General features: G+C 56.4%; 19 protein-coding genes and 1 pseudogene. 15 read left to right on the forward strand and 5 right to left on the reverse strand.

Features of this window, described 5'->3' with window-relative positions:
- Positions 1–23: 23 nt before the first annotated feature.
- The 7 genes from IM300_RS05505 to ves all read left to right on the forward strand — a co-directional run bounded on the left by IM300_RS05505 (position 24) and on the right by ves (position 7,602).
- A complete protein-coding gene (locus tag IM300_RS05505; RefSeq protein WP_193035630.1) occupies positions 24–1,244 on the forward strand; it encodes an aspartate aminotransferase family protein in 1,221 nt (406 codons plus the stop codon).
- Positions 1,241–2,275 (forward strand): arginine N-succinyltransferase, encoded by a 1,035-nt coding sequence (astA, locus tag IM300_RS05510; protein WP_063866449.1) that lies wholly within the window; start codon positions 1,241–1,243, stop codon positions 2,273–2,275. Before IM300_RS05505 ends, astA begins: the two co-directional genes overlap by 4 nt.
- Complete coding sequence (gene astD, locus IM300_RS05515; protein ID WP_193035633.1) at positions 2,272–3,759, forward strand: succinylglutamate-semialdehyde dehydrogenase; 1,488 nt, start codon at positions 2,272–2,274, stop codon at positions 3,757–3,759. The genes astA and astD overlap by 4 nt, the downstream gene beginning before the upstream one ends.
- Positions 3,746–5,071 carry an N-succinylarginine dihydrolase gene (astB, locus tag IM300_RS05520; RefSeq protein WP_193035635.1) on the forward strand — a complete coding sequence of 442 codons (1,326 nt, stop codon included), beginning with the start codon at positions 3,746–3,748 and terminating at the stop codon, positions 5,069–5,071. The genes astD and astB overlap by 14 nt, the downstream gene beginning before the upstream one ends.
- A 9-nt stretch (positions 5,072–5,080) precedes the next feature.
- Positions 5,081–6,046, forward strand: a complete 966-nt coding sequence (gene astE / locus IM300_RS05525; RefSeq protein ID WP_193035637.1) for a succinylglutamate desuccinylase — start codon at positions 5,081–5,083, stop codon at positions 6,044–6,046.
- A gap of 337 nt (positions 6,047–6,383) precedes the next feature.
- Positions 6,384–6,878: an ATP-independent periplasmic protein-refolding chaperone Spy gene (gene spy, locus IM300_RS05530; protein ID WP_022647814.1), complete on the forward strand. Its 495-nt coding sequence runs from the start codon at positions 6,384–6,386 to the stop codon at positions 6,876–6,878.
- 166 nt (positions 6,879–7,044) lie between these two features.
- Positions 7,045–7,602: an environmental stress-induced protein Ves gene (ves, locus tag IM300_RS05535; RefSeq protein ID WP_063866454.1), complete on the forward strand. Its 558-nt coding sequence runs from the start codon at positions 7,045–7,047 to the stop codon at positions 7,600–7,602.
- On the opposite strand, the gene cho is transcribed toward ves, so the two are convergent.
- Complete coding sequence (gene cho / locus IM300_RS05540; protein WP_063866455.1) at positions 7,580–8,458, reverse strand: excinuclease Cho; 879 nt, start codon at positions 8,456–8,458, stop codon at positions 7,580–7,582. The two genes, ves and cho, sit on opposite strands and share 23 nt — an antisense overlap.
- Positions 8,459–8,605: 147 nt before the next feature.
- Complete coding sequence (gene nadE, locus IM300_RS05545) at positions 8,606–9,433, reverse strand: ammonia-dependent NAD(+) synthetase (RefSeq protein WP_063448995.1); 828 nt, start codon at positions 9,431–9,433, stop codon at positions 8,606–8,608.
- Between the two features lie 231 nt (positions 9,434–9,664).
- On the opposite strand from nadE, the gene osmE reads away from it, so the two are divergent.
- The 7 genes and pseudogenes from osmE (at position 9,665) to chbG (ending at position 15,505) form a co-directional block, all read left to right on the forward strand.
- Entirely contained in the window at positions 9,665–10,009 is a 345-nt protein-coding gene (gene osmE, locus IM300_RS05550) for an osmotically-inducible lipoprotein OsmE (protein ID WP_003857836.1), read from the forward strand.
- Between the two features lie 274 nt (positions 10,010–10,283).
- Positions 10,284–10,607, forward strand: coding sequence for a PTS N,N'-diacetylchitobiose transporter subunit IIB (gene chbB, locus IM300_RS05555; RefSeq protein ID WP_258004020.1), 324 nt, complete (start codon positions 10,284–10,286; stop codon positions 10,605–10,607).
- An 80-nt stretch (positions 10,608–10,687) separates the two neighbouring features.
- Complete coding sequence (gene chbC / locus IM300_RS05560; protein WP_017384664.1) at positions 10,688–12,046, forward strand: PTS N,N'-diacetylchitobiose transporter subunit IIC; 1,359 nt, start codon at positions 10,688–10,690, stop codon at positions 12,044–12,046.
- Between the two features lie 46 nt (positions 12,047–12,092).
- Positions 12,093–12,440, forward strand: coding sequence for a PTS N,N'-diacetylchitobiose transporter subunit IIA (gene chbA / locus IM300_RS05565; RefSeq protein WP_193035641.1), 348 nt, complete (start codon positions 12,093–12,095; stop codon positions 12,438–12,440).
- Positions 12,441–12,451: 11 nt separating this feature from the next.
- Positions 12,452–13,288: pseudogene (gene chbR, locus IM300_RS05570) on the forward strand (transcriptional regulator ChbR); the annotation flags it as partial.
- Positions 13,289–13,397: 109 nt separating this feature from the next.
- The gene (locus IM300_RS05575; protein ID WP_193035643.1) at positions 13,398–14,753 is read left to right on the forward strand and encodes a 6-phospho-beta-glucosidase; all 1,356 of its coding nucleotides are present in this window, start codon (positions 13,398–13,400) and stop codon (positions 14,751–14,753) included.
- A gap of 11 nt (positions 14,754–14,764) precedes the next feature.
- A complete protein-coding gene (chbG, locus tag IM300_RS05580) occupies positions 14,765–15,505 on the forward strand; it encodes a chitin disaccharide deacetylase (RefSeq protein ID WP_193035645.1) in 741 nt (246 codons plus the stop codon).
- A gap of 89 nt (positions 15,506–15,594) precedes the next feature.
- Here the strand turns inward: chbG and katE are convergent, their stop codons facing one another.
- Positions 15,595–17,844, reverse strand: coding sequence for a catalase HPII (gene katE / locus IM300_RS05585; protein WP_063866458.1), 2,250 nt, complete (start codon positions 17,842–17,844; stop codon positions 15,595–15,597).
- Positions 17,845–18,045: 201 nt separating this feature from the next.
- Between katE and cedA the strand changes: the two genes are divergently transcribed.
- A complete protein-coding gene (gene cedA / locus IM300_RS05590) occupies positions 18,046–18,285 on the forward strand; it encodes a cell division activator CedA (RefSeq protein WP_063448988.1) in 240 nt (79 codons plus the stop codon).
- Between the two features lie 48 nt (positions 18,286–18,333).
- Here the strand turns inward: cedA and tcyP are convergent, their stop codons facing one another.
- Both tcyP and IM300_RS05600 read right to left on the reverse strand, forming a co-directional pair.
- Positions 18,334–19,725 (reverse strand): cystine/sulfocysteine:cation symporter, encoded by a 1,392-nt coding sequence (tcyP, locus tag IM300_RS05595; protein ID WP_063866461.1) that lies wholly within the window; start codon positions 19,723–19,725, stop codon positions 18,334–18,336.
- 127 nt (positions 19,726–19,852) lie between these two features.
- Entirely contained in the window at positions 19,853–20,443 is a 591-nt protein-coding gene (locus IM300_RS05600) for a metal-dependent hydrolase (RefSeq protein WP_015570742.1), read from the reverse strand.
- Positions 20,444–20,491: the final 48 nt, after the last annotated feature.

Below are 20,491 nucleotides of genomic sequence, written 5' to 3' on the forward strand. Positions count from 1 at the left end.
TTTATTTACCGGATGAGGTCGCTATGTCTCTGTCAGTTACGCGTGAAAATTTCGATGAATGGATGATGCCGGTATACGCTCCGGCGGCTTTTATTCCGGTACGTGGGGAAGGCTCTCGCCTGTGGGATCAGCAGGGCAAAGAGTACATCGACTTTGCGGGCGGGATTGCGGTGAATGCGCTGGGCCACGCAAACCCGGCGCTGCGGCAGGCGCTGAACGACCAGGCGGCGAAATTCTGGCATACCGGCAACGGGTACACCAACGAACCGGCGCTGCGCCTGGCGAAGAAGCTGATCGACGCCACTTTCGCAGAAAAAGTCTTTTTCTGTAACTCCGGCGCGGAAGCGAACGAAGCGGCGCTGAAGCTGGCTCGAAAATATGCGCACGATAAATTCGGCGCGCACAAGAGCGGCATCGTCGCCTTCAAAAATGCCTTCCATGGCCGCACGCTGTTTACCGTCAGTGCGGGCGGTCAGCCCTCGTATTCTCAGGATTTTGCGCCGCTGCCGCCGGATATCCGTCACGCGGCGTTTAACGATTTACACGCTGCCAGCGAGCTGATTGACGATAACACCTGTGCGGTGATCGTGGAGCCTATGCAGGGTGAAGGCGGCGTCATGCCCGCTCAGAAAGCGTTCCTGCAAGGGCTGCGCGAGCTGTGCGATCGTCACAACGCGGTGCTTATTTTTGACGAAGTACAGACCGGCGTGGGCCGTACGGGCGAGCTATACGCCTACATGCACTATGGCGTGACGCCGGATGTGCTGTCGACGGCCAAAGCGCTCGGCGGCGGTTTCCCGGTGGGGGCGATACTGACCACCGATACATTTGCCAGCGTGATGACCGTGGGCACCCATGGCACCACATACGGCGGTAACCCGCTGGCAGCCGCTGTTGCCGGGCAGGTGCTGGATATCATCAATACCCCTGAGGTGCTTAACGGCGTGAAGCAGCGTCACCAGTGGTTTGTTGAGCGTCTGACCGCCATCAATAACCAGACCGGGCTGTTCAAAGAGATCCGCGGTCTGGGGCTGTTAATTGGCTGTGAGCTTGCCCCTGAGTTTGCCGGAAAAGCGAAGCTGATTTCACAGGAAGCGGCAAAACAGGGCGTGATGGTGCTGATTGCCGGTGCCAACGTGGTGCGGTTTGCCCCTGCGCTGATCGTCAGCGAGGAAGAGGTCAGAACCGGGTTAGATCGTTTTGCGCTGGCCTGCGAACAGGTGAAATCCGGGGTGTCATCATGATGGTCATCCGTCCCGTTGCGCACGGCGATCTCGCCGGGCTTATGCAGCTTGCCGGTAAGACAGGGGGCGGGCTGACCTCGCTGCCTGCCGATGAAAAAACGCTGTCGGCGCGCATTGAGCGCGCCCTGCAAACCTGGCAGGGGACGTTGCCAAAGAGCGAACAGGGCTATGTGTTCGTGCTGGAAGAGACCGACACGGGAACCGTGGCGGGGATCTGCGCCATCGAAGTGGCCGTCGGGCTTAACGATCCCTGGTACAACTACCGCGTCGGCACGATGGTCCACGCCTCGAAAGAGCTGAATGTTTACAACGCGTTGCCGACGCTCTTTCTCTGTAATGACCATACCGGCGCCAGCGAGCTCTGCACGCTTTTCCTCGATCCGGACTGGCGCAAGGAGGGCAACGGCTATCTGCTCTCCAAATCGCGCTTTATGTTTATGGCCGCCTTTCGCGACCGCTTCAACGAAAAAGTGGTCGCCGAGATGCGCGGCGTGATTGATGAGACGGGCTACTCGCCGTTCTGGGAGAGCCTGGGCGAACGCTTCTTCTCCATGGAGTTCAGCCGGGCGGATTACCTGTGCGGCACCGGTCAGAAGGCGTTTATCGCCGAGCTGATGCCGAAGCATCCTATCTATACCCATTTCTTAACGCCGGAAGCGCAGGCGGTAATTGGTGAAGTCCATCCGCAAACCGCCCCGGCCCGCGCGGTACTGGAGAAAGAGGGATTTCGCTACCGTAACTACGTCGACATCTTCGACGGCGGCCCGACGCTGGAGTGCGACATTGACCGCGTGCGCGCCATCCGTAAAAGCCGTCTGGTCGAGGTTTCGGAAGGCCAGCCTGCGCCGGGCGAATGGCCGGCCTGCCTGGTCTCGAACGAGAATTACACCAGCTTCCGCGCCATGCTGGTGCGAACCAACCCGGCATGCGAGCGTCTGGTGCTGACGCCAGCGCAGCTGGATGCCCTGAAATGTAACGCCGGCGATACGGTTCGCCTGGTGCGACTCTGCCCTGAGGAGAAAACAGCATGACTCTATGGATTAACGGTGACTGGGTAACGGGCGAAGGTGAGGCGCGGATCAAAACCAATCCGGTGGGCCAGGAAGTGCTCTGGAAGGGGAACGACGCCAGCCCCGGGCAAGTTGAACAGGCCTGCCAGGCTGCTCGCCGCGCGTTTCCGGGGTGGGCGAAACGGCCATTCTCCGAGCGTCAGGCGCTGGTTGAGAAATTTGCCGGATTGCTGGAGGCGAACAAGGCCGAACTGACGCGCATCATCGCGTCCGAAACCAGCAAACCGCGCTGGGAGGCGGCAACCGAAGTCACGGCGATGATCAACAAAATCGGTATATCGGTGAAGGCGTACCACGCCCGCACCGGCGAGCAGCATACCGATATGCCGGACGGCGCCGCCACGCTGCGCCACCGTCCGCACGGCGTGCTGGCGGTGTTCGGCCCGTATAACTTCCCCGGTCATCTGCCGAACGGGCATATCGTACCCGCGCTGCTGGCGGGGAATACCGTCATCTTCAAGCCGAGCGAGCTCACGCCGTTAACCGGCGAGGCGGTGGTGAAGCTGTGGGAGCAGGCCGGGCTGCCGCCGGGCGTGCTGAATCTGGTGCAGGGCGGGCGTGAAACCGGTCAGGCGCTGAGCGCGCTGAGCGACATTGACGGCCTGCTGTTCACCGGCAGTGCCGGAACGGGCTATCAGCTGCATCGCCAGCTGGCGGGGCAGCCGGAAAAAATTCTGGCGCTGGAGATGGGCGGCAATAACCCGCTGATTGTGGAAGATCCGGATGATATTGACGCCGCGGTCCACCTGACCATTCAGTCGGCATTCATTACCGCCGGGCAGCGCTGCACCTGCGCCCGTCGTCTGCTGGTGAAACGCGGCCCGCAGGGCGACGCGTTCCTGAAGCGCCTGGTGGACGTGAGCGCGCGTCTGACCCCCGCGCAGTGGGATGCCGAGCCGCAGCCGTTTATCGGCGGGCTGATTTCCGAGCAGGCCGCGCAGAATGTGCTGAAAGCCTGGCAGGAGCATGTGACGCGCGGGGCGAAAACCCTGCTGGAGCCGAAACAGGTCGCGCCGGGCACCTCGTTACTGACGCCGGGCATTATTGAGATGAGCGGTGTTGACCCTGTGCCGGATGAAGAGGTCTTTGGCCCGCTGCTGTGCGTCTGGCACTATGACGATTTTGATGCGGCGATCGCGATGGCCAACAACACCCGCTACGGCCTGTCGAGCGGCCTGATATCGCCGCATCGCGAAAAATTCGACCAGCTGCTGCTGGAAGCGCGCGCCGGGATCGTGAACTGGAACAAACCGCTGACCGGCGCGGCGAGCACCGCGCCGTTCGGTGGCGTAGGGGCGTCGGGCAACCATCGCGCCAGCGCCTGGTATGCCGCCGATTACTGCGCATGGCCGATGGCAAGCCTGGAAACCCCGGTGCTGACGCTGCCGGAGTCGCTGAATCCTGGGCTGGATTTTACAGAGGGTGATACCCATGAAAGCGCGTGAGGTTAACTTTGACGGGCTGGTGGGGCTGACGCACCACTATGCCGGGCTGTCGTTCGGCAATGAAGCCTCGACGAAGCACCGCTTCCAGGTCTCGAACCCGAAACTGGCGGCGAAGCAGGGGCTGCTGAAAATGAAGGCGCTGTCCGATGCCGGTTTCCCGCAGGCGGTGATCCCGCCGCAGGAGCGCCCAAACGTGGCCGTGCTGCGCCAGCTGGGCTTCAGCGGCACGGATGAGCAGGTCGTGGAAAAAGCCGGTACGCAAACGCCACATCTGCTTTCTGCGGCCAGTTCAGCCTCTTCGATGTGGGTGGCGAATGCTGCCACCGTCGCGCCGTCGGCGGATACGCTGGACGGCAAAGTGCATCTGACCGTTGCTAACCTGAACAATAAATTCCACCGCGCCAGCGAAGCGGAGACCACCGGACGCGTGCTGCGCGCCATTTTTAATCATGAGGCGCATTTCGAGGTGCATCAGGCGCTGCCGCAGGTTGCGATGTTTGGCGACGAAGGGGCGGCAAACCACAACCGTCTGGGCGGCGACTATGGCGATCCGGGCTTGCAGCTGTTTATCTACGGACGAGAAGAGGGCGGCCATGCCGCACCGGTTCGTTATCCCGCGAGACAAACCTTGGCCGCGAGCCAGGCGGTGGCGCGGCTGAACCAGGTCAATCCTTCTCAGGTGATTTTCGCCCAGCAAAATCCGCAGGTGATCGACCAGGGCGTGTTTCATAACGACGTGATTGCCGTTTCGAACCGCCAGGTGCTGTTTTGCCACGAACAGGCGTTTGCCCATCAGGAAAAGCTGCTGACCACGCTGCGTGAACGCGTGCCGGGATTTATGCCGATTCAGGTGCCTACGCAGGCGGTAAGCGTTCAGGATGCCGTCGAAACCTACCTCTTCAACAGCCAGCTGTTGAGCCGGGAAGACGGCAGCATGATGCTGGTGCTGCCCCAGGAGTCCCGCAATCATCAGGGCGTCTGGCGCTATCTCAGCGAGCTGGTGCAGGCGGATAACCCGATTGATGAACTCCGGGTATTCGATCTGCGGGAAAGTATGGCCAACGGCGGGGGACCGGCGTGCCTGCGCCTTCGCGTGGTACTCACGCCGGAGGAGATGCAGGCGGTGAATCCGGCGGTGATGATGAACGACACCCTGTTCAATACCCTCAACGACTGGGTGGATCGCTACTATCGCGACCGTCTGGTTCAGGCCGATCTGGTTGATCCGCAGCTGCTTCGCGAAGGCCGCGAGGCGCTGGATGCCCTGTCGACTATCCTGCAACTGGGATCGGTTTATCCGTTCCAGCGCTAAGGAGACGATATGGAAAACTTACTGGCGCTGACGCTGGCTGGAAAGACACCGGAGCGGCACGAGGGGGAAAGCCCCTCATTCCACTGGCGATGGCTGGGACCGGGCGTGCTTGAGCTGACGCCGTTGGAGGAATATGACCTGTCGCTGCTGCTCTCCACCGGCATTCACGGAAACGAAACCGCGCCCGTGGAGATTGTCGATCTGTTGCTGCGCGCGCTCTGTCGCAAGGAGATCACGCTGCACTGCCGTCTGCTGGTGGTGCTGGGAAATCCGCCTGCGCTGGCGCAAAACAAACGGTACCTCGTGAGCGACCTCAATCGCATGTTTGGGGGACGCTGGACGCAATTTCCAGAGAGCGATGAAACGACCCGCGCGCAATGGCTGGAGGAGGTGGTGACGACGTTTTTTGCCGGGGCGGGGGCAACGCGCTGGCACCTCGATCTGCATACGGCCATTCGCGCCTCGTATCACGTGCGTTTTGGCGTTTTACCGCAGCGAAACCAGCCCTGGGATGAAGCGTTTCTGGACTGGCTTGGCGATGCCGGGCTGGAGGCGCTGGTTTTCCACCAGACGCCGGGCGGCACGTTTACCCATTTCACCTGCGAGCGTTTTGGCGCGCTTTCCTGCACCCTGGAGCTGGGAAAAGCGCTGCCGTTCGGGCAAAACGACCTGACCCGTTTTGCTCCTACGCATCAGGCGCTGCGGGCGTTGCTCGCAGGGGTTGCGCCGGAACACGCCCGTGAACCCGTCGTGCGCTATCGGGTCGTGCAGCAGATCACGCGCCGCAGCGAGGCTTTCCATCTTCATATGGCGCCCCATACGCTGAACTTTACGCCGTTTCGACAGGGAGTCCTGCTCGCGGAAGATGGTGAGACCCGCTATGCGGTACAGCACGCCACGGAATATGTTTTATTCCCTAATCCGTCGGTCGCATTTGGTTTGCGGGCCGGCTTGATGCTGGAAAAAATGTCCTGATCGTTTCCCCTCGCGTAGACCGGAGGGGACGTGAAGAATAAATTTCTTAGCGATAAAAGCGCTCTTGTATAGTTTGCGGAATTTTCCTGGAGTATTGCTTTATTATTAAACGGCACTTCGTTATACTTCTCCATAATCTCTTTAAAATCATCCTGTTGAATATTTCTGTTTCATCTCTCCACGCTTTTTCCTTAATTTCTCCATAATTGGCGAAAACGTGTTTTTTATACTTTCATTGTTTTACCGTTGCTCTGACTAATTGACGATAAACCCCGTAAAGTTAATCTCGTCAACACGGCATAGCGCCGAAGAATAACTGAAAGTAAGGAAAGACATTATGCGTAAATTAACTGCACTGTTTGTTGCCTCTACCCTGGCTCTGGGCGCTACCAGCATGGCGTTCGCCGCAGATACCGCGACCACTACCGCCGCGCCGGCTGAAGGCAAAATGATGATGCATCATAAAGGCAAGCCGGGTATGCATCATGAGATGATGATGTTTAAAGACCTGAACCTGACCGACGCGCAGAAGCAGCAGATCCGCGACATCAGAAAAAGCCAGCGTGACCAGATGAAGCGTCCTCCGCTGGAAGAGCGCCGCGCGATGCATGACATCATTGCCAGCGACAGCTTCGATAAAGCAAAAGCAGAAGCGCAGATCGATAAAATGGCCGAGCAGCATAAAGCGCGCATGCTGGCCCACATGGAAACCCAGAACAAGATTTACAACATTCTGACGCCGGAACAGAAAAAGCAGTTTAATGCCAATTTTGAGAAGCGTCTGACAGAACGTGCAGCGCCGGAAGGTAAAATGCCTGCACCAGCCGAATAATCGGCTCACTCTCTTAAGACCGCCGGGCTCCTGTCTACAAAAGCGAAAACGCTGTGGACAGGACCGGCGGTTTTTCTTTTGCCCCATGCCTAAGGTCTGGCCTTACCGCTGCCGATAATACGTCTGTGAAATGCCCTGGCGCACGGTGCGTCCTTCAGGAGTGGTAATGGAATTCTTTGATATCCGTAAAATGCCCGTCAGTCTCTGGCGTAACGGCGCGGGTGAGACGCGTGAGATTTGCTGTTTCCCTCCCGCGACGCGGGATTTTTCCTGGCGGGCCAGCATCGCCTCCATCGCCAGTAACGGCGAATTTTCCGCTTTTCCGGGCGTTGACCGGGTGATAACGCTGCTGGAAGGCGGCGAGGTGACGCTGGATGCGGGCAGGGCGTTTTGCCATACGCTGAAGCACCATCAGCCTTACGGCTTTGCGGGCGATCTGACGGTAAAAGCGGTGCTCACGGAAGGGCAGATGTCGATGGATTTCAACATCATGACCCGACGGGAGCACTGCCAGGCAAAGGTGCGCGTTGCTACCCGAACGTTCACCACCTTTGCGTCACGCGGTGGGGTGGCGTTCGTGTTAAGCGGGGCCTGGCAACTGGGCGACAAATTACTGACCGCCGATCAGGGCGCCAGCTGGGAAGCGGGCACCCATACCCTCCGATTACTGGAAACGAAAGGGTCGCTGCTGTTCAGTGAAATTACCTGGCTGCCGGGTCAGTGAGCGCGATGATCTCATATTTTCCGGTTAACAGCGGCTTGCAGAGAATTTTGTAACCGTCCTGATCGAACCCGGCGGGGGTGCGTAGCAGAGCGGTGGCGTCATCCAGGCTATCGACGGCGCCAAGCCAGAGCCAGTTGCGAATGATGTGATAATGCGTCATATCCTCGCGGGTTTCTTTCAACGCCACCGCGCCTTCCCACGGCCAGCAGTTGACGCTGATCGAGGCCAGGCCCGCCATAAACCGGGCGTGATGGTCTTCAACGCTCTCTCTTCCACAGCACGCCCCGGCGCAGCGTTTCAGCGCGGAACGGAAACAGGCGCGACCGCGGGTGGTGGCTTCCAGCCCCAGCAGGCCGTAGCAAAGCTGTAAATCATCAGCCAGGGATTGCAGGGTTTGCAGTGCGGCACGTTTGTTGGCAAACAGGCCGTAAAGATTCGGTTCATGTGAAAAATCCACTTCACGGGCATACACCACCTGCGGTTTTCCCGCGTTGACCTGCAAGGAACACAGCTGGCGGTTGCGGCGCAGGCGTTTGTTAAACAGCGGCTGCTGTTCCTTGATGAGCCTGGCTTCGAGCAGAAGGGCGCCCAGTTCGCCTGCCGTCTCGATCCAGGTGATCCGCCGGGACTGCCTGAGCATCGACGCCTCGTCTGGCGTACGCAGGTGCGACATCACCCGGCTGCGGATATTCACGCTTTTGCCGATATAGAGCGGCATGGTGTCGCTGTCGCCGTGAAAGAAATAGACGCCAGGCTGTTTAGGCAATGCCTCAAGCCAGGGGCGAAGATGCTCGGGATATTCGTAGATAGCCGCCGCTTCAAACTCAAGACGCGGGGCGGATTGACGCCTGCTCACATACTGCTCCATATACTGTTCAGGTATACAGTGTAGCAGGTGTTTGGTGGTTAAAAAAGAGCCGGGTGGCGGCTACGCCTCACCCGGCCTGCAACAGCGCGGAACCGTAGGCCCAGCAAGCGAAGCGCCGCTGAGCAAATATGTTGGCTATTTCTTCCAGAAGTCGTCAAACACCGTGATTGGTGGACGGCGCTTGTGCTCGGTTTTCAGATACCAGCCTTCGATAATTTTTGCAGTCCCTTCGTCGAGCGTTTTGCCTTCGAGATAATCATCGATGTTGTCATAACTCACCCCCAGCGCCGCTTCATCCGGCAGGGAAGGACGATCGTCCTCGAGGTCTGCCGTTGGTGCCTTCTTATAAAGGTGTTCCGGGCAGCCCAGCGCCGCCAGCAGCTGCTTGCCCTGACGCTTATTCAGGCGGAAGAGCGGGTTGATGTCCGTGCCGCCATCGCCGTATTTGGTGAAGAAGCCGGTAATGGCTTCCGCGGCATGGTCCGTGCCGACGACCACCCCTTTGGTCATGCCTGCGATACTGTACTGGGCCTTCATGCGCTCGCGGGCTTTCTCGTTGCCGCGAACAAAATCGCTCAGTTCAATGCCGGCTTCACGCAGGGCCTGCTCGCTTGCCAGCACCGATCCTTTGATGTTCACGGTAAGCACGCGGTCCGGCTGGATAAAGGCGATAGCATCCTGACAATCCTGCTCGTCGGCCTGCACGCCATACGGCAGACGTACGGCAATAAATTGCAGCGCGGCGTCACCGGTCTCGTCACGCAGCTCGGAGATGGCCATCTGGCTCAGCTTACCGGCCAGCGTAGAATCCTGACCGCCGCTGATACCCAGCACCAGCGTCTTCAGGAAAGGGTGTGCAGACAGGTAAGCTTTCAAAAAATCAACGCTACGACGGATCTCTTCATTGGCATCAATCGCAGGTTTCGCGCCCAGCGCCTGGATAATTTCTTGTTGCAGAGCCATTACGCCCTCCCTATGCAGAACCAAACAGAATGTACGATCTGTTAAAACTAACCCTTTGTCGGGAAAACGACAAGGATCACAGTTTTGAGTGTACTGTTTTACAGCGATTTCGCAGCTTATCGTTGTTTTATTAGAATTTTCCGAAATTCGTCTGGCGTAACTCGCAAAGTTGAACAATAGTAATTTTTATCCCATGCTTAGTTAACACGCTGATAAACAAGAGGACGGAATATGAACAAGAACGTAGCAGGAATTTTAAGCGCAGCGGCGGTACTGACTATGCTGGCAGGGTGTACAGCTTACGATCGCACTAAAGATCAGTTCACACAGCCAGTGGTTAAAGACGTCAAAAAAGGGATGACGCGTTCCCAGGTTGCGGCCATTGCCGGTAAACCTTCTTCTGAGGTCACCATGATCCACGCGCGTGGTACCTGCCAGACCTATATTCTGGGTCAACGCGATGGTAAGGCAGAGACCTACTTTGTCGCCCTGGATGATACGGGTCACGTGATCAATTCTGGTTACCAGACCTGTGCTGAATACGACACCGACCCGCAGGCACCTAAGGCACAGTAAGCGTACTTGCCCGCGAGCGATTGAAACCGGCCTGAAGGCCGGTTTTTTTATGCATACGTAAATCTTATTTCTTGTCGCGAATTATTTGCCTGAAATGTGAAGGTAGTCAACAAGCCAGGTCAATGAGAGACAATTTTAGTCTGTCCAGAATTATCCCCTCCCTGTACCATTGCGTATACTCACTTCAACAACAAACAATGTTCAGCACACTGCCCGTCAGCCAGGATAGCGAGTCGAGTGATAGCGCGACGGCGGACAGACCAATAAGAGGGAAATTATCATGGAAAAGAAACATATCTACCTGTTCTGCTCTGCGGGCATGTCAACTTCGCTGCTGGTTTCCAAAATGCGCGCGCAGGCCGAAAAATATGAAGTCCCTGTGGTGATTGAAGCGTTTCCGGAAACGCTGGCGGGCGAAAAGGGCCAGGCGGCAGACGTTATTTTACTGGGGCCGCAAATCGCTTATATGTTGCCCGAAATTCAACGTCTACTTCCTAATAAGCCGGTCGAAGTGATCGACTCCGGTCTGTACGGCAAGATTGATGGTTTAGGTGTATTAAAAGCTGCTGTTGCAGCGATTAAAAAAGCTGCTAATTAATTTTTTATTTTTCCCGTCAAAGAGTTATTTCACACACAATACGCCGTAACGGTTGTTGCGGCATTTAAGGGTATTTTCCTATGAGTAAAGTCATCGCTTCACTTGAAAAGGTACTCCTTCCTTTTGCTGTTAAAATAGGAAAGCAGCCTCACGTTAATGCCATTAAAAACGGCTTTATTAAATTAATGCCGTTGACGTTAGCCGGGGCAATGTTCGTTTTAATTAACAACGTTTTTCTGAGCTTTGGTGAAGGTTCCTTTTTTTATTCATTAGGAATTAGGTTAGATGCTTCCACTATTGAAACCCTTAATGGTTTAAAAGCCATTGGCGGCAACGTATACAACGGTACGTTGGGTATTATGTCGCTAATGGCGCCTTTCTTTATCGGTATGGCGCTGGCGGAAGAGCGTAAAGTGGATCCGCTGGCGGCGGGCTTACTGTCTATAGCCGCGTTTATGACCGTCACGCCGTACAGCGTGGGCGACGCTTACGCCGTAGGCGCCAACTGGCTGGGTGGGGCAAACATCATTTCCGGTATTATTATCGGGCTGGTGGTGGCCGAAATGTTCACCTTTATTATTCGCCGCAACTGGGTTATCCGCTTGCCGGATAGCGTTCCGGCCTCCGTTTCTCGTTCATTTTCCGCGTTGATTCCGGGCTTTATTATTCTCTCCATCATGGGGATTATTGCCTGGGCGCTCTCTCACTGGGGGACTAACTTCCACCAGATCATTATGGACTCTATCTCAACGCCGCTGGCGTCGATGGGTAGCGTGGTCGGTTGGGCGTACGTCATCTTTACCTCCCTGCTGTGGTTCTTCGGCGTGCATGGTTCACTGGCACTGGCGGCGCTGGACAGCGGTATTATGACCCCGTGGGCACTGGAAAACGTCGCGCTTTACCAGCAGTACGGCTCCGTCGATGCGGCGCTGGCGGCCGGTAAAACATTCCATGTGTGGGCGAAGCCGATGCTGGACTCCTATATCTTCCTGGGCGGTACCGGGGCGACGCTGGGTCTGATCATCGCGGTCTTTATTGTCTCTCGCCGCGCTGACCATCGTCAGGTTGCGAAGCTGGCCCTGCCGTCAGGCATCTTCCAGATTAACGAGCCGATCCTGTTTGGTCTGCCGATTATCATGAACCCGGTGATGTTCATTCCCTTCATCCTGGTTCAGCCGCTGCTGGCCGCGATTACGCTGACGGCGTACTACCTGGGCATTATCCCGCCGGTGACCAACATTGCACCGTGGACGATGCCGGCCGGTCTGGGCGCGTTCTTCAACACCAACGGTAGCGTGGCCGCCTTCCTGCTGGCGATATTCAACCTCGGGATTGCAACCCTGCTCTACATGCCGTTCGTGGCGATTGCGAACAAAGCCGCAACGGTGATCGATGAAGAAGAGAGCGAAGAGGATATCGCCCTCGCACTGAAATTCTAAAATTGCACGGCGCGGGGCAACCCGCGCCAGCGTAAAGGAGCTGAAGATGTTAGATTTAGACAGTATCGTCGCAGATGAAACCGCAGAGAACGATCTGGAAGAGGTGGTGATGGGTCTCATCATCAACTCCGGGCAGGCGCGCAGCCTGGCGTATGCGGCGCTTAAGCAGGCTAAGCAGGGCGATTTCGTTGCCGCGAAAACCATGATGGAGCAGTCCCGCACGGCGTTAAACGAAGCGCATCTGGTGCAGACAAAGCTCATCGAAAGCGACCAGGGTGAAGGGAAGATGAAGGTGAGCCTGGTGCTGGTACATGCGCAGGATCACCTGATGACCTCCATGCTGGCGCGCGAGCTGGTAGCGGAGCTCATTGAGCTTCACGAGAAGATGCAGTAAGTCAGTTCAGGCAGCAGGAGGTCAAAACGATGGAAATCAAAACCGCACATGAGCAGCAGCTGTTTAACGGCAAGAATTTTCACGTGGTGATATACAACAAGACGGAGAGCGCCAGCGGTCTGCACCAGCACGACTACTACGAGTTCACGATTGTTCTGACCGGGCGCTATTATCAGGAGATCAACGGTAAGCGCGTCCTGCTTGAGCGCGGTGATTTCGTCTTTTTGCCGATGGGATCCTATCACCAGAGCTTTTATGAGTTTGGTGCGACGCGCATTCTGAACGTAGGGGTGAGCAGGCGTTTCTTCGAGAAGCACTATCTGCCGCTGGTCCCGTTCTGCTTTGTGGCGTCACAGGTGTATCGCGTCAAAAATGAGTTTATGACCTGGATTGAAACGGTTATTGCCTCGCTGAATTTCCGCGACAATGAATTTGATGAATTTATTGAAACCGTGACGTTCTACGTGATGAATCGCCTTCGCCATCACCGTGAAGAACAGCAGGTGGTGGATGATATTCCCCAGTGGCTGCGCAGTACCGTAGAGCTGATGCACGACAAAGGGCAGTTCAGCGATAACGCGCTGGAAAACATGGTGGCACTTTCGGGTAAATCGCAGGAATATTTAACGCGTGCCACGCAGCGCTATTACCGTAAAACGCCTGTGCAAATTATTAATGAAATCCGCATTAATTTTGCCAAAAAGCAGCTGGAAATAACGAACTACTCTGTCACCGATATCGCTTACGAATCCGGTTACAGCAGCCCCAGCCTGTTTATTAAAACCTTTAAGAAACTGACTTCATTTACCCCGAACAGTTACCGCAAAAATTTAACGGTAATTAATTAACTTTCGGCGGTTTATCCGCCAGGAATATTGACGTAATGGCTTGCCCAAATAGCGGGAAGAGTACGCTATACCTTGCAGGCGATTAACCTGATACGCTAAGGGAGAAATTATGCAAAAGAAATTAAAAGTCGTAACCATTGGTGGCGGCAGCAGCTATACCCCGGAATTACTTGAAGGTTTCCTGAAACGTTATCATGAATTACCGGTCAGCGAATTATGGCTGGTGGATGTTGAAGAAGGTCAGGAAAAGCTGAATATTATTTTTGAGCTGTGCCAACGCATGGTTGAAAAGGCAGGCGTGCCCTTAACCGTGCACAAAACGCTGGATCGCCGCCTGGCGCTGAAAGATGCTGACTTCGTAACCACGCAGCTGCGCGTCGGCCAGCTGAAAGCGCGTGAGCTGGACGAGCGCATTCCGCTGAGCCACGGTTATCTGGGGCAGGAAACTAACGGGGCAGGCGGCTTGTTTAAAGGTCTGCGTACCATTCCGGTTATTTTTGACATCATCAAAGACGTGGAGGAGATCTGCCCGAACGCGTGGGTGATTAACTTTACCAACCCGGCTGGAATGGTCACCGAGGCGGTTTATCGCCACACCGGTTTCAAACGCTTTATCGGCGTCTGCAATATTCCGATTGGCATGAAAATGTTCATCCGCGATGTGCTGGCACTGAACGATAACGACGAACTGTCCATTGACCTGTTCGGCCTGAACCACATGGTCTTTATCAAAGATGTGATCGTGAACGGGCAATCGCGCTTTGCAGAACTGCTCGATGGCGTCGCCTCTGGCCGCCTGACCGCGGCCTCGGTGAAAAACATCTTCGACCTGCCGTTCAGCGAAGGGCTGATCCGCTCCCTGAACCTGCTGCCGTGCTCGTATCTGCTTTACTACTTCAAGCAGAAAGAGATGCTGGCGATTGAAATGGGCGAATACTACAAAGGCGGCGCGCGCGCCCAGGTAGTGCAGAAAGTAGAGAAGCAGCTGTTTGATTTGTACAAAGATCCGAACCTGAACGTGAAGCCGAAAGAGCTGGAGCAGCGCGGCGGGGCATACTATTCGGATGCCGCGTGTGAAGTGATCAACGCCATTTACAATGACAAGCAGGCCGAGCACTATGTGAACGTTCCGCATCATGGGCACATCGACAACATCCCGGCAGACTGGGCCGTTGAGATGACCTGCATCCTTGGACGCGACGGCGCAAAACCGCATCCCCGCATTACCCATTTCGACGATAAAGTGATGGGCCTTATTCACACCATCAAGGGCTTTGAAGTCGCGGCGAGCAATGCGGCCCTGAGCGGCGAGCTGAATGACGTGCTGCTGGCGCTGAACCTCAGCGCGCTGGTGCACTCTGACCGTGATGCTGAAAAACTCGCGAGCGAGATGATCCTGGCGCATGAAAAATGGCTGCCAAACTTTGCTGCAACGGTTGAGAAACTGAAGCTCACACATCGTTAAGAGGAGGTGCGATGGAAAACCTGCTGATCGTCAATGCCGATGATTTTGGCCTGTCAAAAGGGCAGAACTACGGCATTATCGAAGCCTGTCGCCGGGGCGTCGTGACCTCTACTACTGCGCTCATCAACGGTGAGGCGGTGGAACATGCGGCGCAGCTAAGCCGTGAGGTGCCCGAACTGGGCGTCGGCATGCACTTTGTGCTGACGCTTGGGCAGCCCCTTTCACCGATGCCGGGGCTGACGCGCGACGGGCAGCTGGGTAAATGGATTTGGGAAATGGCGGAGCAGGGCGCTCTGCCGCTCGATGAGATTGCCCGCGAGCTGGATTGCCAGTTTAACCGCTTTGTGGATGTGTTTGGTCGTGAACCCACCCATATTGATAGTCACCATCATGTGCATATGATCCCGGCGATTTTCCCGCTTGTGGCAGAGTTCGCCCAACGTAAAGGCGTGGCGATGCGCCTGGATCGGGAGGTGCGCGGATTACCGGACGTCGCGGTGACGTCAACTGAGGGGTTCAGCAGCGCATTTTACGGCGACGAGATCAGCGAAGCGCTGTTCCTTAAGGTGTTGGATGATTCCGCCGTGCGGTCGCTGGAGATCATGGCGCATCCTGCCTTTATCGATAACACCGTGCGTAAGAGCGCCTACTGCTGGCCGCGTCTGGCGGAGCTGGACGTGCTGACGTCGGCGTCGCTGAAGTACGCGATTGCCGAGCGCGGATATCGTCTGGGGACGTTCAGGGATCTTTGAGGTAAAGCCCGGTGGCGGCTTCGCCTTACCGGGCCTACAAAAGCAATCGAAATGTAGGCCGGGTAAGCGCAGCGCCACCCGGCTTTTTTTTACGCCGGTATCTGGTCGGTCTTGCTGCTGCGCGACCACACGCGGTGCGCGGCGAGCAGGTCAAACAGCCGGGTCATAAACGCATCGTCAACGTTATCACCTTCGACAATGCCTTCTTCCCCTTGATCCGGTACCTTCAGCAGAGATTTAAACTTCCGCGCATCGCCTGCCAGGGCGATTGGCTTCAGGTGCTTATAGGCTTCCAGCAGATAATAGGCGGCATCACCGTTGCCGAGCAGACTCTCAACGTCGCCGCACGGCATAATCACCGCGTCAACCGTCAGCGACGGTGCCCCGGCGAAGGTCGCGGCAATCGGCAGGACGGAGCCATCGTCGGCCGTCACTTCACCCATGCGCGAGTAAAGCAGTTTGGCATGTACGCCCTGGGTTTTGAGCGCCCGCATGATCCCCAGCACGTCGCTGGCGCGCGGTTTATCGTTCAGCAGGATAGCCACCACGCGGCCTTTAATCGATCCGCCAGGTACTGCGTACAGGCTCAGGGACGGATCTTTCTTCAGCCCGTTCACGTCTTTTGGCGGCGCGGCATGGCATTGCTCGTCGGTGAGCGTAATGCCGAGGTTATTCGCCACGCCCTGCGCAAGCTGGATATCGATATGTGCCAGATGGTCGACAACGCGCTCGCGAATGTAGGTGCGCACCACTTTACTCAGCTCAAAGCTGAAGCCGCCGATAATGTGCTGCTGTTCGATCGGGGTCTGGCTGTTCCAGAACAGGCGAGGGTGGGCGTAATACTCGCCGAAGGACGGGCTGCGTTCGCGAATTTTTGTTCCGTCCACACGCTCCTGGTACGACTCGAATCCGCCACGTTTTGGTCCCGGCGGCGTTTCGCGCGGCCAGTTATCGTTAATGGAGTTCGGCTCGTAGTTCGCCGGGTTGGTGTCGATATCCTGACGATGCATCCCGTCACGCTGGAAGTTATGGTAAGGGCAGGTAGGACGGTTGATCGGAATTTCGTGGAAGTTTGGTCCGCCGAGACGGCTGATCTGCGTATCGGTATAAGAGAACAGACGGCCCTGGAGCAGCGGATCGTTGGTGAAATCCAGCCCCGGCACAATATGGCCCGGGTGGAACGCAGCCTGCTCATTCTCCGCGAAGAAGTTATCCGGGTTGCGGTTAAGCACCATTTTGCCCACCAGCTGTACCGGCACCAGCTCTTCAGGAATTAGCTTGGTTGGGTCGAGCAGGTCGAAGTCGTATTTAAACTCGTCCTCTTCCGGGATCAGCTGTAACCCCAGCTCGTATTCCGGGAAATCTCCGGCTTCAATGGATTCCCACAGTTCACGTCGGTGGAAGTCCGGATCGCGCCCGGTGAGCTTCTGCGCTTCATCCCACACCAGCGACGCTTTCCCCGCGACCGGTTTCCAGTGGAAGCGCACAAACGTTGCTTTGCCTTCGGCGTTAATAAGACGGAAGGTGTGAATACCAAACCCTTCCATGGTGCGATAGCTGCGCGGGATCCCCCGGTCAGACATCGCCCACATCACGTTGTGCAGCGTTTCCGGTTGCAGGGAGACGTAGTCCCAGAAGGTATCGTGCGCACTTTGTCCCTGCGGTATGGCCCAGTGTGGCTCCGGTTTTACCGCATGGACAAAGTCAGGAAACTTATGCGCATCCTGAATGAAGAACACCGGGGTGTTGTTACCGACCAGGTCGAAAATACCCTCTTCGGTATAGAATTTAGTGGCGAAGCCGCGGATATCACGCACCGTGTCAGCCGAGCCAGCGCCGCCCTGTACGGTAGAGAAGCGCACAAATACCGGTGTGATTTTGTTCGGGTCGGAAAGGAAATCCGCTTTCGTGATCTCCGTCAGGCTCTTGTACGGCTGGAAATAGCCGTGCGCCGCGGAGCCGCGAGCGTGGACGATACGTTCAGGAATACGCTCATGGTCGAAATGGGTGATTTTTTCGCGCAGGATGAAATCTTCCAGCAGCGTCGGGCCGCGCGTTCCGGCGCGCAGGGAGTTCTGGTCATCGGCAATGCGAACGCCCTGGTTCGTGGTCAGCGCATGGCCTTCACCGCCCTTACGGTGAGGATCGAGCGATTTCAGCTTTTCGTTTTCCGTTTCCGGGGCTTTCATGCTGCCCGGGGCGGTAGGCTGTTCACCCGGTGCGGAAGGACCCGGTGAAGGTTTGTGTGAGCCGTCGGCGGGGGCAAGTGAGTCCATTCCCGGTTGAGATTCTTCAGTGCCATGAATGGGTGACTGATGTGGTTTATCATTGTTCGACATTGCACGCTTCTCCTTTGTTCATTCCTAAAAACCCTATTAAGGATAGAACAATGTTAAGAATTAGCAGGCGAACTAAGCGTTTTCAGATATTGATTAGCGAAAGGAGCCCTCTGCCTTACGTCAGGCGCGACGGGCGGGGGGAGAATCGGCTATGATAGAAATTTCCTGCTTTAAGAATTTGCTTTAGTGAATCCGTCGCTTATGAAACCTCTTCGTCAACAAAACCGCCAGGTTATTAGCTATGTACCCCGCGTTGAGCCCGCGCCGCCTGACCATGCCCTGAAGGTGGATGGTTTTCGCGATGTCTGGATGCTGCGGGGTAAATACGTTGCCTTCGTGCTGATTGGCGAGCACTTCCGTCGCTCCCCTGCGTTTACGGTGCCGGAATCGGCGCAGCGATGGGCGATGCAGATGCGCCAGGATGAAGAGGTTGAAGAATAACAGCCATAAAAAAACCGCCCTCAGGCGGTTTTTTTATTTCGGCAGTGATTAACGATGGGCCAGTTCGGCATCTTCTTCACTGTCGAGAATGGTTTTGTCGGTCTGCTTCAGCCACTGGCTGGTCAGGGTACCAGCGGTCATTGAGCCACTCACGTTCAGCGCGGTACGACCCATGTCGATCAGCGGTTCAACAGAGATCAGCAGGGCGACCAGCGTCACCGGCAGGCCCAGCGCAGGCAGAACAATCAGCGCAGCGAAAGTCGCGCCGCCGCCCACGCCTGCAACACCGGCGGAGCTAATGGTCACGATACCGACCAGCGTCGCAATCCAGACCGGATCCAGCGGGTTAATGCCGACGGTTGGGGCAACCATCACGGCCAGCATCGCCGGGTAGAGGCCCGCACAGCCGTTCTGGCCGATGGTGGCGCCAAAAGAGGCCGAGAAGCTGGCGATTGACTCCGGTACGCCCAGACGACGGGTCTGCGCTTCGACGTTCAGCGGAATAGATGCCGCGCTGGAACGGCTGGTAAAGGCGAAGGTCAGTACCGGCCAGACTTTACGGAAGTATTTCAGCGGGCCAACGCCGTTCACCGCCAGCAGAATGCCGTGCACAACAAACATGATGCCCAGACCGAGGTACGAGGCAATCACAAAGCTGCCAAGCTTGATGATGTCTTGCAGGTTTGATCCTGCAACGACTTTGGTCATCAGCGCCAGGACACCGTACGGCGTCAGCTGCATGACCAGACGCACCAGCTTCATCACCCAGCTTTGCAGGGTATCAATGGCAGTCAGCACGCGCTCGCCTTTCGGCGCATCGTCCTTCAGTAGCTTCAGCGCCGCCACGCCCAGGAACGCCGCGAAGATCACCACGCTGATAATGGAGGTTGGGCTTGCACCGGTCAGGTCAGCAAACGGGTTCTTCGGAATGAAGGAGAGCACCATCTGCGGAACGGTCAGATCGGCCACTTTACCCACGTAGTTGGTCTGAATAGCCGTCAGACGCGCGGTTTCAGCGCTGCCCTGCACCAGACCTTCAGCGGTCAGGCCAAACAGATTGGTCACCAGCACACCCACCAGCGCCGCAATCAGCGTGGTGAAGAGCAGGGTACCAATGGTCAGGAAACTGATTTTACCCAGCTGAGACGCATTATGCAGACGGGCCACGGCGCTCAGGATAGAAGCGAATACCAGCGGCATGACGATCATTTGCAGCAACTGTACATAGCCGTTACCGACAATGTTGAACCACTGAATAGAATCTTTCAGTACCGGGCTGTCGGAGCCGTAAATAGCGTGTAAGGCCAGGCCAAACACCACGCCCATCACCAGACCGACCAGCACCTTTTTGGCCAGGCTCCACTGTTTGTGGCGAGCCTGGGCGAGAAGCAATAGCAATACGACGAACACGACAATGTTCGCGATGAGTGGAAAATTCATCCCCGTTCTCCTGATTTATTATTCGGTCGGTTTTTACCGAACCTGTTGGCGCAAGGTTATCAGAAGTGTGATGTGGCGCTTATATCCATATGGAATGGTTTATGACAAAAGTGATTATATTGTCGGTTTAATGTTCAATCTGGTGATTAATAAAACGATTGAACTGAAATTGCAGCGAGTTGATCATCTGCGACGACCAGCGCACTGCACCATTTTCGGGCAACGTCTGCGGCATCCAGACGGCATACGCAAACAGCGCCATGCACAGCACGCGCTCCAGCTGGTTGCCCTTTTGCGGCACGAGGATCGGCAGGCGGAAACGCCAGCGGCAGGGCCAGAGCAGCGGAACGCCCGCAGGCGTCAGCATATCCGCCAGGATATGGCTCAAGTAACCGAGCACCATGCCCTGAATGGCATCCGCCGGGACTATCCAGCTCTCAGGAACCTTCAGATAAAAGAGGGTTAACAGGCCAAACACGGCCAGCAGGCTGTGGGTGAACCCGCGATGACCAAAGGCTCTGGCGATGGGTTTTGAAATCCACTTCAGCCGTTGACCGAGGAAGGATTTGGGATGGTCGATGTCCGGCAACAGGCAGGTCAGTACGGCAGAAGGGACAATATGCCACCAGTCCCCCTGTGCCAGCACAGGGGTCAGTTCAGCGTTTTTAGCAAACACTGCACAGGCAAGTGAAAAAAGCAGGTGGCCTTCCGCCGTCATGATAAAACCCGGTAAACTGTCAATTCATACAGTATAGGGTTTTTATAC

It is taken from the genome of Enterobacter cloacae complex sp. I2 (assembly GCF_014896205.1).
In the GTDB taxonomy this organism is placed as follows: Bacteria; Pseudomonadota; Gammaproteobacteria; order Enterobacterales; family Enterobacteriaceae; genus Enterobacter; species Enterobacter quasihormaechei.